Below are 16,801 nucleotides of genomic sequence, written 5' to 3'. Positions count from 1 at the left end.
GGTATTATGATTTCAGGCATATTCTAACTAAATTTCCCTGTAATGTTATAATAGGTGATTTGGTTTTAAACAAATGATGAAAAAACACTTACGCTTGATTAAATGTCCAGGCGATAAACTCAAAAAAATAGAACCGAACACAGGAGATTGGACTCGACAAAGTGAGAGTCCTCAAGATCCAATTGCAATTACGGTGAAAGTTACTGAAGATGGTTATATACCAAATTTTGTTAACCTCCGCGCCCAAATATCGCCTAAACTATTCACGGCAACAATCACAGAAACGGATTTACATAGATTAGAAGCAGACCCACGGGTTATATCTTTAGGTACACCCAGACGTTTACATGCAACAATTTAGTTTCAGTTTGGCTAGTTTTATGTAGAAGAGGATAAAAACTGAAGGCACTGGCTTTTATGACGTCTATTATTAAGTCATGGTTCCTTGTCTGTTTTAAGATCAATCTTTACAATACTTTACAAAAGGGTGGGCGATAAGCTCATCCTTTTAATTTTGGGGATTGTGGGCTTTGGGTTATTGATATAGTTTTTTGATGTGTAGAGACGTTGCAATGCAACATATCTACTATTTTTTCTCTATAAATAAAACAACCCGCGCAGGCGGGTAAAGTCTGGTGTAGTCGCAATTTATAATCGTCAGGGCTGAATAAATTTTTACCGAGTATAAGTAGCGGACATAAGATTAGGCTACTTGATACTCCCCATACTTAAAAGGTAAAAGATTCTTGCGAGCTAGCATCACCTATATTATTAGAAAGATACGCACGAACCCTCATCAACACGCAACACGGACTCTTGTTGAAACATATTTATATATGCTTGTCGGATTTGTGTAATTTTTGTGTTACTTTCGCTGTCAAAAGGATACAGCAATATTAAGAGCTTCGACCCCTCTTTGACGACTGTTCCGCTTGAGTTCTTGAATTGACCTATACCAGTTAATAAGGTCAGTCCATCAGGAAAAAGAGGTGTAACTTCATTGTCTATGAACCGACTAAATTCTTCTTCACTCACCATTGAACCGTCTGGTTTTGATAACCCAAAAAATAACTCGGTTCTGGTAAAACGCTCCCCATTCAACTGATTCTTACAAAAATCATTCTTGGTAATAGCTTCTATTTTAGGACGTTGAGCTGAGACATCTATTGCCAATGCATAGTTCAAGACTAGCCCAGTGGCTAAAGAAATACCTAATATAGTGCGACGCATTTTTAATTTCATGTTTGTTACGAAACGTAAATATCCTTAGTGACTACCGTGAAAAACGTTAGACCGTTTGGTAGTTCAGTGAACTACCTACTAAACTGAAATAAGTGATGCAAAATGTAAGTAGAAAATCGCTCTACCTTTGTTTGAATCCTGTTTACTTATCTAAAGTGAGTTAGAGATTTACGCAGCTATTAGATAAATTTGTATTCCTTGAAGCCTAACCATAGATCATTCATGATTTATTAAAAGTGAGTACATTTTGTCAATAGACATCTGGTGAAAAATAATGTAGAGACGCGTAGCAAGATCCCACAGGGTAATTTCGCGTCTCTACAAGGATTGTGGGTAACGCATAATTAATTTTTGGAAATGTTTAATACGTCCACGTAAAGAAATAATTTAGAAAAATTTAAATATGCAATCCTGTGTACCTCAGCTTTGATACAGTAATTCAAAAGCTATGAAAATTTAGAGGCTTCGAGTTATGAAAGTCCTTCATGGTACTTGGATACCGAACGCTGAGAGTGGTTTTATACAATCTAGTCAATTTTATTTGTGGGTGGAAACCCCTATTGTCAAAAAGCGACAAAGCAGTAAGAAAAATATTCACCCTGGACATTTACCAAAGGAAGAATTAGTCAAATTTTTAACGGCAGAATTAGGAATCAAAGAAGTAGCAGCAGTACTGACACAACGGATATCTCCCAAATATTTTGTTTTGCCAAGTATTAATGATCAGCCTTTACCTTCACCAGAATTAAGCAAGTATCTCGAAGCCGAAACCCCGGAAGACTATGAGGAGTTTCAATACTGGCAGGTAGACTGTTATGAAACACTCACTTCTGCACAAGCAATTAACACTATCAAATTACTCAACGATATCCACTTTTTAGCACTTTATAATTCCAGTGAAATTCAACTGGGTTCGGATCTCCTATTTTGGTATCACTACACCCAAGCTTTTAAAGAAGTAATTTTAAAAGACCAGTATATTCCAGCACTCAAATATCGGCATTTAAATAATACTACTGAGAAAAAAACTAAACAAAAGTCCGCTAAAAAACCTGCATTTGAAATCTATGCAACTTGGGAGATTATTTCCGAGCAATACGAAGCGAATATCAAAAAATACATTGAATACATGCCACTAATTTGTGTGGCGGGTGCAACAGAACCAACAGATGCAGTTGAATTTTACGACAAAGAAACACTGTTACGCCACTTTTCTGAGTTTCTGTTGCATGATTTGCTGACTCATACTCCTTCTACTGCTACCTTTGACAAGCAAATAGTTGATTCTCTAGTTTACTATTGCTTGTATCCCAATCGTCATAACCCTCTGACAAGTGATGCAGCTTTAGCAGAATATCAGCAATGGCTGGCGTGGAAAACTAAAATTACTCGCACTCAAAGCGATTCTTTGTTTCACCTCTGCTTGCAGTTGTCTGATCCTACCCCAGAAAATATTGATAACTGGCAAATGCAGTTTTTAGTAGCCAGCAAACAAGATCCTTCCCTGAAGCTAGCACTAGCTGATTATTGGCCTATGAATCAAAAAAATAAAGCTGGGGTAGAGAAAGAATTTGGTAAGAACTTTGAAACTAATTTACTGCTGAAACTGGGGTATGCAGCGCGGATGTATCCCAAATTATGGCAGGGTTTGGAGAGCGATCGCCCCATAGGAATGCAATTGAGTTTAGAAGAAGCTTTTGACTTCCTCAAAGAAAGTGCTTGGGTATTGGAAGACTCTGATTTTAAAGTCATCGTACCAGCTTGGTACACTCCCGCAGGTCGCCGTCGTGCCAAAATTCGCCTGAAAGCATCAAGTGGGAAGTCTGCAACCAAGAGCGAAAATAAAAGCTATTTTGGTCTAGATTCATTAGTACAGTATCAGTATGAATTGGCAATTGGCGATCAAGTCGTCACCCCCAAAGAATGGGAACAGTTAATTAACGCCAAATCCCCCTTGGTGCATTTTCGTGGTCAGTGGATGGAACTAGATCGCGATAAAATGCAACAATTACTCGAATTTTGGCAATCTCACGGTAACGAACAACCAGAAATGACTTTGTTAGAGTTCATGCAACGTAGTGCAGAAGCTGGTGAAGAGTGGGAAGTTGAACATGATGAAGCTTTGTCAGCAATGATGGCGAAGTTGCAAGATAAAACCAGACTAGAACCAATTGCAGAACTAGCAAACTTGCAAGGAACTTTACGAGAATACCAAAAACGCGGCGTGTCCTGGCTCGAATATATCGAAAGATTGGGATTAAATGGCTGTCTGGCAGACGATATGGGTTTAGGTAAATCGGTGCAGGTAATTGCTCGATTAATTCAGGAGAGGGAGGTGCAGGGATCAGGAAAAGAGCAAGGGGACAAGGGAGACAAGGGAGACAAGGGGGTAAATTCTGGCTCATCTTTGTTGTTACCTACGTTATTAATTGCGCCGACATCGGTGGTGGGAAATTGGCAAAAAGAGATAGCTAAGTTTGCACCGCATCTGAAAACGATGGTGCATCATGGTGGCGATCGCATCTCATCTCTTGCTGATTTCAAAGCTGCAAGTCTGCAACATGATGTTGTGATTACCTCCTTTACCCTCGCTCGTAAAGATGAAAAACTCTTCACTAGCGCCGATTGGCAAAGGATAGTACTAGATGAAGCGCAAAATATCAAAAATCCCAAAGCAGCACAAACTAAAGCTATTTTAAAACTATCGGCAAAACACCGATTAGCATTAACCGGAACTCCTGTAGAAAACCGCTTGCTTGATCTTTGGTCAATTTTTAACTTTCTCAATCCTGGTTATTTGGGAAAAGAAGCTCAATTCCGCAAATTTTTTGAGATTCCAATTCAAAAAGACAATAACAAAATCAAATCAACTACCCTCAAAAAATTAGTCGAACCTCTGATTTTGCGGAGAGTCAAAACCGACAAATCTATTATTAATGATTTACCAGATAAAGTAGAGCAAAAACTATATACTAACCTTACCAAAGAACAAGCATCGCTCTACGAAGTTGTTGTTAAAGACGTAGAGGAAAAACTCCAAGAAGCAGAAGGAATTCAACGCAAAGGTTTAATTCTTTCCACGCTGATGAAATTAAAACAGATTTGTAACCATCCAGCCCAGTTTTTGCAAGACAACAGTGAATTTTCCTCTGAGCGATCGCACAAACTCAGTCGTTTAGCAGAGATGGTAGAAGAGGCAATTTCTGAAGGAGAAAGCTTACTAATTTTCAGTCAATTTACTGAAATATGTGAGGGCTTAGAAAAACATATCAAACATACATTTCATTGCAACACTTACTATCTACATGGTGGTACTAGTCGTAAACGTCGGGAACAGATGATTACTGAATTTCAAGACCCAGAAACAGAACCCTCTGTTTTTATACTTTCTCTCAAAGCTGGTGGTGTTGGTATTACTTTAACCAAAGCTAATCACGTCTTCCACTTTGATCGATGGTGGAATCCAGCCGTCGAAAACCAAGCAACTGATCGCGCTTTTCGGATTGGTCAAAAAAAGAATGTTTTCGTGCATAAATTTGTGGCGATCGGCACACTGGAAGAAAAAATTGACCAGATGATTGAAGATAAGAAAAAACTCTCTGCGACTGTAGTTGGTAGTGATGAATCGTGGTTAACAGAATTAGATAACGAAGCATTTAAACAACTTATTTCATTAAACAAAAGTGCTATTTTGGAATAATGGCGTTGCTGAATCACAGAGCCATTGTTGCGTGAATTTTCCAAGGCTACAGAATTAACCCTGACGGTTCATCGCTGAAAAAAGAGAATATATAGGTATCGTTTATGACTAAATTTTCTCGTACTTGGTGGGGCGATCGCTTTATTAAAGCCCTAGAACAATTTACCGATGAAGGTAGACTCCAACGCGGACGTTCTTATGCACGTGGCGGTAAAGTCAAAAGCTTTGAGATTGAACAAAATCATATTACTGCTCAAGTTAGAGGTTCAGTCAATCCTTATTTTGGTGTCTACAAAGAGCCTACCTACCACATAGAAATCGAAATCAAAGCTATTACTAAAACAAATTGGAAACAAGCCATAGAAAAACTTTCATCAAAAGCGAGTATTGTTTCTCGATTGTTGCTCAATGAAGTTCCAGAAAACATAGAAGATAATTTTGCTGAATTAGGACTACATTTATTGCCACACAGTCGTAAGGATTTTACAACAAGTTGTTCTTGTCCAGATTATGCTAATCCTTGCAAACACATCGCTGGGGTTTATTATTTAGTCGCATCCCAACTGGATAATAATCCTTTTTTATTATTTGAATTGCGGGGATTATCGAAAGCAGAACTACAAGTAAAATTGGCTGATTCACCTTTAGGTAAAGCCTTATCTGCGGAACTGAATAATCAAGATATTCCCATAGAAATTTCCACTTCACTCTATACAAAAGTGGAAAAACAAACTGTTACTCAAAAGCCAACTGCTAGAGAATTTTGGTTAAGCACAAAAAGGCTGCCGCAAACAATAGAAGTTCCGACAAAAAGTAGTGTTTCAGCAATTTTGATTAAAAAGCAGGGTGATTTTCCCGCATTTTGGCAAAAAGATAATTCGTTTATTTTGGCGATGGAAGAATTATATGGGCGAGTGAAGAGCAAAAATCAGAATTTGATTTAAATTTTACTATTTCAAACACTCGACGACGGAGATTATAAATACTCTGACACAATTAATTACACAGATTTTTTTCTGTTAAGAGTTAAGAGTTCCCTATCTCCACGAATGAATTTAATTTTGTCCAATTACTTATTTTTCGACTTGTGTGTATACTATAGGCTTGCGCTTAGGGTGCGCGTAGCGTGGGTGGGGTTCTTCTGTATCTCACGCTTGTTGAAATCTGCTGTATTTGTATGCATCTGAGGTTCTGGTGAAAATTGTCAAAGTTACTCAGGATGACTTTAATGAGTGGCTAGAGCTTACTTTAAAACTATGGCCAGATGAATCACGCGAAGAAAGACAGATTAGTCTGACAAAGATTCTCCAATCTCCTCGTGAGGCTGGATTTATAGTCAGATCCTCAGATGGAGGTGCGATCGCATTTATGAATCTTTCTCTTCGCTATGACTATGTTCCGGGTGCTACTCAGAGTCCCGTTGCGTATGTGGAAGGGATTTATGTAAAAGATGAGTATCGAAAACAAGGTGTGGGTACATCTTTAATCCAGTATGCCCAAAAATGGGGACTTGAAAATGGATGTGTGGAACTTGCTTCAGATGCTTTACTGGAAAACACAGCAAGTTATGATTTTCATACAAAAGTAGGGTTCCAAGAAGTGGAACGAGTTGTAACTTTTATCAAACAAATAACTTCTTCTGACTAATGCTGCTACTACAAATGTGTGATTTGTAATCTTTTGTCTTGCATCTTGAATATGAAAACTATCTTGCGAAAAATCTCTAAAGTTCATTTTAAGGCTATTGTAGCTAGTGCAGTTTTGCTTGTAGTTGGTAGCCAAATTATGGGCAAAACAGTACAAAAGTGGCAAAGATGGGACGAGTTGCAGCGCACTCAAGTCAAGACTGAGGCTAAAATTCTTAGCTACCAAGTATTAGTAAAACAGTCAGGAGGGATTCAGAGTTATCAAATTACGTACGAGTTTGACGCACCAGGTAAAGGTGGTTCACTTAGTTCATCATCTGAACTGCAAAAAAAGTTGCAGGAAAAGTTTTTTAGTGGTTCTGACTATCGTCTTAACAAGTCTGAAATACCTAAACCAAAAAATGATGATAAACAGTACTTTTCCAAGACTCAAGTTGTTGAACCAAATTTTAATGCTAGTCCTAATGACTCAACTATTGCAGTCATCTATGCTGCAAACAATCCTCAAAATTCTCTGATCGAAGGTACAGGTAGATATCCCATTCCTGAAGCTTTTATGATTTCATTATTGCTAGCTTTGGGAAGCTATCTTGGATTTATTGGAGTTTCTCCATGCTTTCGAGCAGATAACATCAAAAGTTAATTATAGTTTAACTTTTTGATACTTCCTTACCAAACAATGTCCGGTAAATCAACTTATAAATATCTGTATTATCAACCGTATTTGGTAGTAACTCAGAATTAAACCCATGTGCTTTTGCTACAATAGAGCCAGTGAAATCACCCAAGCCAGCCCAAGCGATCGCAAACGGAAAGCTTTTACCTTGTTTGTCTGGTGCAGATACAAAGGGTAAAGTTGCAGTTCCTTCTTTTCCATCCCAGGGTGAACCGTTTTCGCCTTTTTCTGGTAAAGGCTGATTGAGAGGGAAATCTTTTTCTGTGACTCCTACTACTTCTAACCCACCTGCATCACTATCTGCGGCTGTCACCAACAAAGTATTTGGGTTTTTCTCAATAAATTTCATCGCCACACCCACAGCATCATCGGCGCGTTTGACTGCTTGAATACAACCAGCTGCATGATTAAAATTGCAGAAATTATCACTACCCTCTTCTTCTAAAACCACAAAGAAACCCTTCGAGTTCCGGGACACTATTTTTAAAGTTGCATCCAACATTTCCGCAACTGTCGGCGCTGTGGGGACATATAAAGGCAAGTTTTGCTGTTTTAATTCTTCTTCTGGTGCATCGTTATAAGTATCATCGGCGGCAAAAATACCTAACACCTTCTGAGTATTTGCTGGTAATTGCAAGAGTTCATCGCGGGTATAAACCACCGTGTAACCCTTTTGTTTGGCTTCTGCGATCAAATTGATTCCGTCTTGGCGCTGACTTTGTTCGGCGGTGGTGTGTCTTCCGGCTGTACCCTTGGGTAGATACCACATCTCGCCACCACCCATAATCACATCGACTCCAGATAGAACAATTTGCTTAGTGATTTCGGCAAATTCACGGCGATTTGCAGCCTTAGCAACAAATGCACCCGTCCCCGGTTCATGGATCATCCCAGAGTTGATAATTGCGGTTCCCTTACCTATAGCGATCGCTTCTTCCATAATTGTTTGAGGTTGACCAGAAAAAGCAACTACAGGTTGAAAAGCTTCATTCAAACCAAAAGAATCAGCATTTACTTTCATTCCTGTGGCGTGAGTCACTGCACCAGCGTTAGACGTAGCAGTGAGTTGGTTTTTCATGTGTCCCAAGTATACAGCCAGATGTGACATCTGATCCCAATTGAGCCTACCATCAGGGCCAAGGTAAAGCATCCGCGCCGCTCCCCAATGAGATGCACTTGTACCATCTGGATGAATAAAGATCACATTCCCTGGGTGGGAGAAATTCTGGGAAGTGCAGGCTACTAATATAGCTACTAAGACAGTGGTAGCTAAGACGATTATTTTGTTACTAAATAACTTGAGCATATGTTTCATAGAGACGTGATGGTATGAGGTGTAGGAAGCGTTAGCGGTATATTGAAAAAATTGAGATGCTCCCTCAGATGTAGGGGTATAGGACACCCTTATACCCTTAACCCCTTACACCCTTTCTTTGGTCAATTTTCTATGCCTTTAATTAAAGACAAGTTAAGAAAAAAAGCTTGGGCTGGTGCAGTAGCACAACCAGCCCAAGAATTTCCTCTCACCCCCTTACCTGTAATTTCTGGCACAATCCCATCTGGTTTACGCGGTACACTTTACCGCAACGGATCTGCACGGATGGAGCGGGGTGGTATGCCTGTGGGACACTGGTTTGATGGAGATGGTGCAATTCTAGGCATACATTTTACTGATGCAAGTGCTACGGGGGTTTATCGCTACGTCAAAACTGTTGGCTACCAAGAAGAAGCAGCAGCAGATAAACTACTTTACAGTAACTACGGAATGACAGCACCGGGGCCAATTTGGAATAAATGGTTTAAACCAGTCAAGAATGTTGCCAATACTAGCGTGCTAGCACTCCCAGATAAACTATTAGCATTGTGGGAAGGCGGTAAACCCTACACCCTCGATTTACAAAACTTGGAAACTTATGGCGAGGATGATTTAGGTGGGTTAACTAAAGGTCTTACTTATTCCGCACACTACAAACGTAATCCGCAGACAGGGGAAATTTTTAACTTTGGTATCACTCCTGGGTTAAACTCCACTTTGCATATTTATAAAAGCGATGCTAGTGGCAAAATTTTCCAGAAAGTAGCCCATGACCTTGATGGTATTCCTGTGGTGCATGATTTTGTTTTCGCAGGACAATACCTGATATTTTGCATTCCACCAGTGCAGCTGAATCTGCTTCCTGCTTTAACTGGGTTGAGCAATTTTAGCGATGCTTTACAATGGCAACCTAGTAAGGGAACACAAATTTTAGTCATTGACCGCGAAACCTTAAAAATTATCAGTCGTAGTGAAGCGGAACCTTGGTATCAGTGGCATTTTGCTAATGGTTATGTAGATGATAGCGGTACGATAATTGTAGATATTGCTCGCTATAAAGACTTTCAAACCAACGAATACCTTAAAGAAGTTCCCACAGGCGAAACTCACACCCAAGCTAAGAGTACACTATCGCGAATTTGCATTCATCCGCAAACAGGTAAAGTTACTAATACTCAACAAATATTAGATCGTCATTGTGAGTTTCCTGGTGTACCACCCCAAAATGTGGGACAAAACTCCAGATATACATACTTATCGACTTTCCAAGATGGGACAGATATTACCCAAGAAATAGTGAATGCGATCGCCTGCTATGATCACAAAACCGAAACTCTTAGCGAAGCAAACTGTGGTGAAAATCGCTATCCCAGCGAACCTATCTATGCAAAAGACGCTGACAATCCAGAACAAGCTTGGATTTTAACGGTTGTCTATGATGGGAATTGCGATCGCAGTGAAGTTTGGATATTTGACGCCCATCGGTTAAACGAAGAACCCGTGTGTAAGCTGGAATTACCAAGTGTGATTCCTCATAGTTTCCACGGTACTTGGAAAGCGAAAGATTAGGAAGGTAAGGGGTGTAGGAGTGTGGGGGTGTAAGGAGATAAGGGAAGGGAGAAAATAGAAAACCAACCATTGATATCAGGTTCGCTTGATTAGTTAATAATTCCCTTTGAACCCCACCCCCAACCCCTCCCCGCGTGCGGGGAGGGGTGGCGAAGCCGCTTTCAAGGGTAGGGGTTTTAAAATCTCGAAAATAGTTGATAAAATTCTCAATTGCTTAACGTGGTTTGGTTGTTTCAGGATTTTTAAATCGGCTGAAATAGTCAAAAAATGACCGAATACAAAATCCCTACCCTTGAAAGCCCCCAACCCCTCCCCGCGTGCGGGGAGGGGTGGCGAAGCCGGGGTGGGGTTCAATGAAAATGAGTACAGACGCGATTAATCGCATCTATAAATTTGTTGGTATGCTTGGATGGTTTGACGAGCGATCGCATCCCAACTATAGTTTTGCAATGCATATTCTTTAGCGTTTAATCCCCGTCGTTGACATTCCGCAGGATTTTGCAAAGCGGTACGCAGTGACTCAGTGAGTGCTTGCACATCTGTTGTAGTTACCCATCCCGACTGGCTTTCTTGGACTTGTTGACAAATATGCACTTGATCGGAAATGACTACAGGTGTTCCTGCTACCATTGCTTCAGCGACAGCAATACCAAAGTTTTCGTAGTAGGAAGGTAAAACAAATAAATCAGCTGCTTGTAGCAGACTAGATTTTAATTCCCCTGTGACAAAACCAGTAATTGTAGTGTGCGATCGCAAAGTAGAATGATCTATCTGTGATGTAATTTTGTTCTCATAATCTGGCTCTTGCGGGTTTGTTCCAGCTAAAACAAAGTGAAAATTTAACCCTGCAACTAAAAGGTTTTCCAAAGCTGGAATCAACAAATTCAAACCTTTTTTTTTATCAATTCGCGACATAAACAGCACTAACGGGATATCATCATCAATACCCAATTGATTACGTATGCTTTCGTGATTTTCTTGGGAAGGAATCACACCCAATTGCATCACCAAATCTCGTGTTTTCACTCCGAATCTTTCGGAAATTTGCGCTTCTTGAACACTAGTAAAATGAAGTGCAGCAGCACCAGCGATATTATCACGCTCTAATATTGCAGCATAAATTTGTTTCAGATATCTTTTTTTTTGTAAATCGGCTGGGTCAAGAGTACCTAAAGGACGCAAAATATAAGGCAGTTTTCGATAACGACAAATTGCCGCAGCAACACTACTTATAGGAGAGAATAAAGCATGAATGTGTGCTAAATCAAATTCTTGAGCATAGCGATTTAACCACTTGCATAAATCAAGAGAAAATTTGTAGCGACGAAAAGGGGCGCAACGAAAATAAATTATTTCATAACCATCTTTTTGAATGGGAGTATTTAAATTAACATCTAAAGGTTTTTGACCATGATCACCATTACTATTAGTTGTCAAAATAGTAACTTTCACACCTTCTTTTGCTAAAGCTGGGGCTAATCCTAGTACCATTTGACTTGGACCGCCGTAAATTAGGGAAATAGAGGGAACTATTTGGAGAATATGCATTTTGTTAGTTAAAGGGTATTTATAAAATAAAGATAAAATTACTGTAGGGTGCATTAGGCGCATTTTTTGATCTAAATTTTTCGCGATAAATATAATAAAAGCGCCTAACGCACGCCGATAACATAGTGCTTAAGATTTACTAGTCTACTCTTTCCACAAATCAGAGCATTGTAAATCAAAAAAGGCTGTCATTGACTTTTGCAATTGTGGAAGCCATACCCATTTCATTTTTTGGCGCTGTTCATCTAAAACACACCATTGTGTAGCAACATAGATACTTTGAACAGCAGCAAGTTTATAATTATAAATTAGTTGTTCCCATGCATATCCTGTCACGCCAAAAGATATTAAATTATCGTGATATTCGTGCAGAATTGGTATTTCAAAACTACGCCTCAAATTAGTTTCCCACCAATGCACCATCATATATGCAATATCGCTTACTCCCAGCCAAGTTGTAAGCGACCAATCAAATGGTTGGCGGTCAATTAAATAAGTTTTACCATTACTATTTATTGGTGAAAGAATATTACCTGGATTGACATCACCATGAATCAAAGTAAAACCAGAACTATTATTTGTACGCTCAATCATTTTCGCAGGGTGATACTTAAAAATATCCATGAGCGCACGTTTCCATAAAATATCAATTTCAGCTTCAATATCTCCAAGCATCGGTAACAAACCTGCTTGAGAATGAGCAACATATCGTTCAATAGCAATCTGATTTGGAATAATGCTTCCTATAGTAGATAATTTTTCTGCTCCCCACCAATGAGCATGTATTGCTGCTAAAGCTCTAGCAACAGTACATCCATAATTAAGTGTTGGTTTGGTTCGCCAATTGTTGCGATGAGTTACAGAAAGATCATCCATCAAAATGTGATACATATATGGGTTATCTGAGTACCGTGCATGATAACAAGTGGGTATCGGTGAATCGGCAAGACTGATATAATCCCTCGTGTAGTAATTTACTTCAGAGTAATTTGTGAAGTTGCTATCTCCTGCACACGTTTTTAGGAGTAGAAATTCTGGTAACTTTCCTGTTGCTCCATTTTCATAATCAATTTTGATTTTTGCGATTTGTGCATTATCGCTATCTAAAAGTTTGATGTCAAAGTCATTTATCCTACCAGTGAGCAGCGCACCACTTTGAGTAAGAACAGAGTTGAGCCAGTCAAGATTGACTTGCTGTACATTTGTGATGACCTTGTTTATATCCATTTTGAATTTTTAAGAAGCTGGTGATTTTTCACTCATAACTATAGTAAAGATCAATGAGGATAAAATTTTTATTTGTAATTATTAGGGATTATAGCTCCCCTGCTTCTTTAAGAAGTTGGGGATATGAACACACATGATTCATCAAAACTAGAATAAATTCATAAATCAATAATTTCTCTATAAAACTCTAATTGTTGTTTTGCTAAAGCTTTATTTGTATATTGTGATCTTACTCTTTGATAGCCCATTTCACCTAAAGCTTGAGCAAAATCTGGTTTTTCTATTAATTTGAGAATGCAATCAGCAAGGATTTGGGCGTTTCCTTCAGGAAATATTAAACCAGCATCACCAATTACGTGAGGAATTTCACCAGAATCAGAACCAATCACAGGTACTTTACAAGCCATTGCTTCAATCAGAACATGACCAAATTGTTCTTTCCAACCAATAGCAGTTAATGTTTTAAATTTGTATGTTGTTTCCGATGGTAGTACCAGGGTATTCATTAAGTTGATATATTTATGAACTTCATCATGAGGAACACTTTCTACTATAATTATTCGGTTTTGAATTTTGTTTTCTGCGGCTTTATTCATTAACTCTGTTCGCAAGTCACCACGTCCCAGCAGCAATAGTTTCCAAGGTTTATCTTTTGGCAAAAGAGTTAAAGCTTCTATCAGAGTTAACAACCCTTTTTCTTTCACAAATCGCCCTACAAATCCAATAATAAATTCATCTGTTTCAATACCTAATTGCTGGGCTAACTCTGGTTGTGGTTGAGGTGTAAATACACGTTCATCTACACCTAGTTGAGGCATAACTTTAATTGGTCTTTTGTATCCACGTTGACGTAAGATTTCAGCACCGTCTTGATTACCAGATATAATACCGTGGCTATTTTGGAGATTATATTTTTCTAATAAAGAAACTGGAAAGTTTAATTTGTATGGTAAATTCCACCAGGTGAAAAATAAATTTTTTGCTTGTAATCTCAAAAGTTTATTCAAGGTAATCATTTGAGCATAAGCTAGACTTCTGGAAGCTTGTTCTACTTGAATGATTTGGGGGCGGAATTGTCGCATTAAAGATATTAAATCAGTACCAAATGTCAATAATCCTTGATGATTTTGACTAAAGTTAGAAATAGGAACAACCTGAAATCTACCTTCTTGGCGATATTCAGTTTCAATAATTTTGTTTTGTACTCCTCCAGGTTGCCATTTTTTTGGCACTACAACTGTTACTTCAATTTTTGATTCTAGCTGGGATAGAGCTAATAATTTCTCACAGTTAATATCTACAATATAGCTATGACTAGCAATTAGAATTTTCATAAAAAAATAATAATTAATATATGAAGTTCGTAGTAAGGACTTGAGTCCTTATTTTTTAAGCACTAAAGTGCTTACTACAAACTCTTATCTAAGCGAGTATAAATTTGACCATCATTCCAAAGAGATTCGATGATGGTTCCTAAAGCTTTAGCAAAACCTAAAATGTAGAAAATTGCACGAGTAAAAATTTTGATGGGGGAACCACTTTTGTGACAAGGGGGACGTCCTAAAACATGACAGTCAAACAAACGGATGTAAAAGCGTAAAGCTTGACTAACAGTCAGGTTTTTTAAACCCAATAGAAAATGATTGTGATAAAAAGTTAGTTGATATTTGAGCGATCGCATACTAATATCATGACAACCACCCGTCTCTTCTCCCAAATGCACTAAACTAGCTTCTGGGTCGTACCAAATCTTATAACCAGTTTGTCGTAACCGCAAACAGAAATCAGATTCTTCTCGGACTGCACTACCACGAAATCTCTCATCAAAATGCAGTCTATGCTGAGTAAAAATCTCACGACGAAACGACATATTACAACCCCTCACTGTCAACACTTCTTGAGGTTTGATTGTATGCACTAAATCTATATAATACCAAGCAATACCAGGGTTCATTGCTTGAGGAGGTAGATATTCAATACTCTTATAAGGTGCATCTCCCTGCGTTTTTCCTTGGACAGTATCAGCTATTTTCATCCTGTCGAAAACTCGCCCAGCAACAGCGCCTATCTCTGGTTTGTCTAAATAATTTTTCGCATGGGCTGATAAAAATCCAGGGTTTAATTTCACATCATCATCAATAAATAAAATTATATCTCCTTGAGCGCGTCGCACTGCATAATTACGCGCCCCTGGTAAACTAGCCCAGTTTAAACGGAACCATTGAATTTTATTTGCTGTAGCTTGTTCCGATAAAAAAGCTTCGATTTCTACTTCATGTTTTGGAGTTTGATCTACTACTAAAACTTCAAAATTTGCGTAATCTTGCTTTAATACATCAATCAAACTATCTCGCAGCGCTTCTTCTCGACCATAAGTAGGAATAATCACAGAAATCAAAGGTAAATTCATAATAGTTGTCAATGGTCATTTGTCATTGGTTATTTGTCATTTGTTAGTTGTTAGTTGTTAGTTGTTGTTAATTTTATGTTTTCTCCCTTGTCCCTCTTGTCCCCCTTGTCCCCTAATTGTTGCTGTCTTTCCATTTTGTCTATGACTGGTAGTTTTAAAAGAATTCCAGCAGAAAACCAATAATAAACAGCTACAGGATCAACATCTAAAGGATAGTAATAGGTGTTGTAACTAATAAACAATATAAACACCCACATAGCAGCACCGTAACTGCGGAAATTACGGTTTTTTACCAAACGATATTGTCGAAAACAAATAATTGTTAAGGTTGTCACCAAACCAATAAATCCTAATAGTCCAAAAATTCCTACCTCATACATAACTTTTGGATAATAGGTTTCGACTAGCTTTGTTGGTCCCATCGCACGTGCAGAATTCGTCGCACGACCTAAACCACTTCCAAATAGTCCGTCTACACTTTTCCAATTTTCCTCAAATTGTTGAACTATAAATTCATAGGGAGGAGAAGCATTCCAACGGGCGATAAAACTGTCCATTCTTTCTTGGACAACAGTCGGATTACTAACTATTGCAATTCCCAAAAGAATAGCTAGTCCAACAAATATAGGAATAAATCTTTTTAAATTACCAATTTGACCAGTCAGCACAAGTAACATTACAAAACAAACTGGTACTAAAGCTAAAGCTATTCTTTGTCCAGAAATAACTGCATTAATAAATACAGACGTCATTGAAGCTAAACTGATAATTCGCCAAATAATAGCAGGGTCACTAAAGCCCGTTGCAAAAGTAAAAAACGTGCTAGAAATTAAAAACCATGCCCATTGCCAAGGTGCAACAAAAGTTCCTGGTAAGCGAATCATTCCTTGACTAGGACTATAGACTAATGAACCCCCAAAAAAACATCTTGCTTCTAGCGAAGCTTTAAATAAAGCAGCACCTTCTGCATTTCTCGTACCTTCGCATATTCCAGTTAATAATAATAGATATTGAATAAATCCCAGCACACAGGCAACAAGTATTAAAACAATCTGTAACCGAGAAACAAATAGAAAATCTCGTTTACTACGAATCAAATAATAAACACAACCAATCAAAGGTACATAACCTAAAAATACTTTTAGTCCCAAAATTCCCATGCCAATTGGAAATTCTTTTGGTGGTGTTTTAAAAAGTGCAACTGGAGGAGGGTTAAACTGCTGTCCAGCATTAACAAATAATAGTGTTATTATGCATGAGCCTAATAGAATATATAGCGGAGTTTTAATTCCCTCTGGAATAATCACGGGTAATCTCTGTTTACGACAATTCTGCCAAAGTGCAATCAATGCAGGAACATAGAAAGAGTCTTTTGCTAATTGCAGTATGGGACTATTGCCGATGTAGTAAGTGATAAGCTGTTCAGCATTTAAATTGGGTATAATAAAAAGCCGAATTCAGTAAAAAA

12 protein-coding genes and 1 pseudogene are annotated in these 16,801 nt (G+C 38.3%); 6 read left to right on the top strand and 7 right to left on the bottom strand.

Going from position 1 to position 16,801, the window contains the following annotated elements; genetic code table 11:
* Positions 1 to 73 precede the first annotated feature (73 nt).
* The gene (locus AC5JMK_RS24915; RefSeq protein ID WP_495911245.1) at positions 74 to 361 is read left to right on the top strand and encodes a hypothetical protein; all 288 of its coding nucleotides are present in this window, start codon (positions 74 to 76) and stop codon (positions 359 to 361) included.
* Between the two features lie 410 nt (positions 362 to 771).
* On the opposite strand, the gene AC5JMK_RS24910 is transcribed toward AC5JMK_RS24915, so the two are convergent.
* Positions 772 to 1,230, bottom strand: a complete 459-nt coding sequence (locus AC5JMK_RS24910; protein WP_495911244.1) for a DUF3574 domain-containing protein — start codon at positions 1,228 to 1,230, stop codon at positions 772 to 774.
* A 484-nt stretch (positions 1,231 to 1,714) separates the two neighbouring features.
* Between AC5JMK_RS24910 and AC5JMK_RS24905 the strand changes: the two genes are divergently transcribed.
* From AC5JMK_RS24905 to AC5JMK_RS24890, 4 genes are all read left to right on the top strand, one after another.
* The gene (locus tag AC5JMK_RS24905; RefSeq protein ID WP_495911243.1) at positions 1,715 to 4,942 is read left to right on the top strand and encodes a DEAD/DEAH box helicase; all 3,228 of its coding nucleotides are present in this window, start codon (positions 1,715 to 1,717) and stop codon (positions 4,940 to 4,942) included.
* Positions 4,943 to 5,046: 104 nt separating this feature from the next.
* Positions 5,047 to 5,886, top strand: a complete 840-nt coding sequence (locus AC5JMK_RS24900; RefSeq protein ID WP_096675676.1) for an SWIM zinc finger family protein — start codon at positions 5,047 to 5,049, stop codon at positions 5,884 to 5,886.
* Between the two features lie 250 nt (positions 5,887 to 6,136).
* The gene (aac(6'), locus tag AC5JMK_RS24895; RefSeq protein WP_495911242.1) at positions 6,137 to 6,589 is read left to right on the top strand and encodes an aminoglycoside 6'-N-acetyltransferase; all 453 of its coding nucleotides are present in this window, start codon (positions 6,137 to 6,139) and stop codon (positions 6,587 to 6,589) included.
* Between the two features lie 51 nt (positions 6,590 to 6,640).
* The gene (locus tag AC5JMK_RS24890; RefSeq protein ID WP_096675674.1) at positions 6,641 to 7,231 is read left to right on the top strand and encodes a DUF3592 domain-containing protein; all 591 of its coding nucleotides are present in this window, start codon (positions 6,641 to 6,643) and stop codon (positions 7,229 to 7,231) included.
* A gap of 7 nt (positions 7,232 to 7,238) precedes the next feature.
* Here AC5JMK_RS24890 and AC5JMK_RS24885 read toward each other — a convergent pair whose 3' ends face one another.
* On the bottom strand, positions 7,239 to 8,570 hold the full coding sequence (locus tag AC5JMK_RS24885; protein WP_495911241.1) for an alkaline phosphatase: 1,332 nt from the start codon (positions 8,568 to 8,570) through the stop codon (positions 7,239 to 7,241).
* A 141-nt stretch (positions 8,571 to 8,711) separates the two neighbouring features.
* Here AC5JMK_RS24885 and AC5JMK_RS24880 point away from each other — a divergent pair, with 141 nt between their 5' ends.
* The gene (locus tag AC5JMK_RS24880; RefSeq protein WP_495911240.1) at positions 8,712 to 10,148 is read left to right on the top strand and encodes a carotenoid oxygenase family protein; all 1,437 of its coding nucleotides are present in this window, start codon (positions 8,712 to 8,714) and stop codon (positions 10,146 to 10,148) included.
* 375 nt (positions 10,149 to 10,523) lie between these two features.
* On the opposite strand, the gene hpsP is transcribed toward AC5JMK_RS24880, so the two are convergent.
* The 5 genes and pseudogenes from hpsP to hpsL form a co-directional block, all read right to left on the bottom strand.
* Entirely contained in the window at positions 10,524 to 11,696 is a 1,173-nt protein-coding gene (hpsP, locus tag AC5JMK_RS24875; RefSeq protein WP_096678905.1) for a hormogonium polysaccharide biosynthesis glycosyltransferase HpsP, read from the bottom strand.
* A gap of 144 nt (positions 11,697 to 11,840) precedes the next feature.
* A complete protein-coding gene (locus tag AC5JMK_RS24870; RefSeq protein WP_096675672.1) occupies positions 11,841 to 12,923 on the bottom strand; it encodes an aminoglycoside phosphotransferase/kinase family protein in 1,083 nt (360 codons plus the stop codon).
* Positions 12,924 to 13,081: 158 nt separating this feature from the next.
* Positions 13,082 to 14,257 carry a hormogonium polysaccharide biosynthesis glycosyltransferase HpsO gene (gene hpsO / locus AC5JMK_RS24865; RefSeq protein ID WP_096675671.1) on the bottom strand — a complete coding sequence of 392 codons (1,176 nt, stop codon included), beginning with the start codon at positions 14,255 to 14,257 and terminating at the stop codon, positions 13,082 to 13,084.
* A 74-nt stretch (positions 14,258 to 14,331) separates the two neighbouring features.
* Positions 14,332 to 15,333 carry a hormogonium polysaccharide biosynthesis glycosyltransferase HpsN gene (gene hpsN / locus AC5JMK_RS24860; protein WP_096675670.1) on the bottom strand — a complete coding sequence of 334 codons (1,002 nt, stop codon included), beginning with the start codon at positions 15,331 to 15,333 and terminating at the stop codon, positions 14,332 to 14,334.
* A 50-nt stretch (positions 15,334 to 15,383) separates the two neighbouring features.
* Positions 15,384 to 16,748, bottom strand: a pseudogene (hpsL, locus tag AC5JMK_RS24855) (hormogonium polysaccharide biosynthesis protein HpsL); the annotation flags it as partial.
* Between the last annotated feature and the right edge of the window lie 53 nt (positions 16,749 to 16,801).

This window comes from Pelatocladus sp. (genome assembly GCF_059505505.1).
This window is presented reverse-complemented; position numbering and strand designations above follow the sequence as displayed.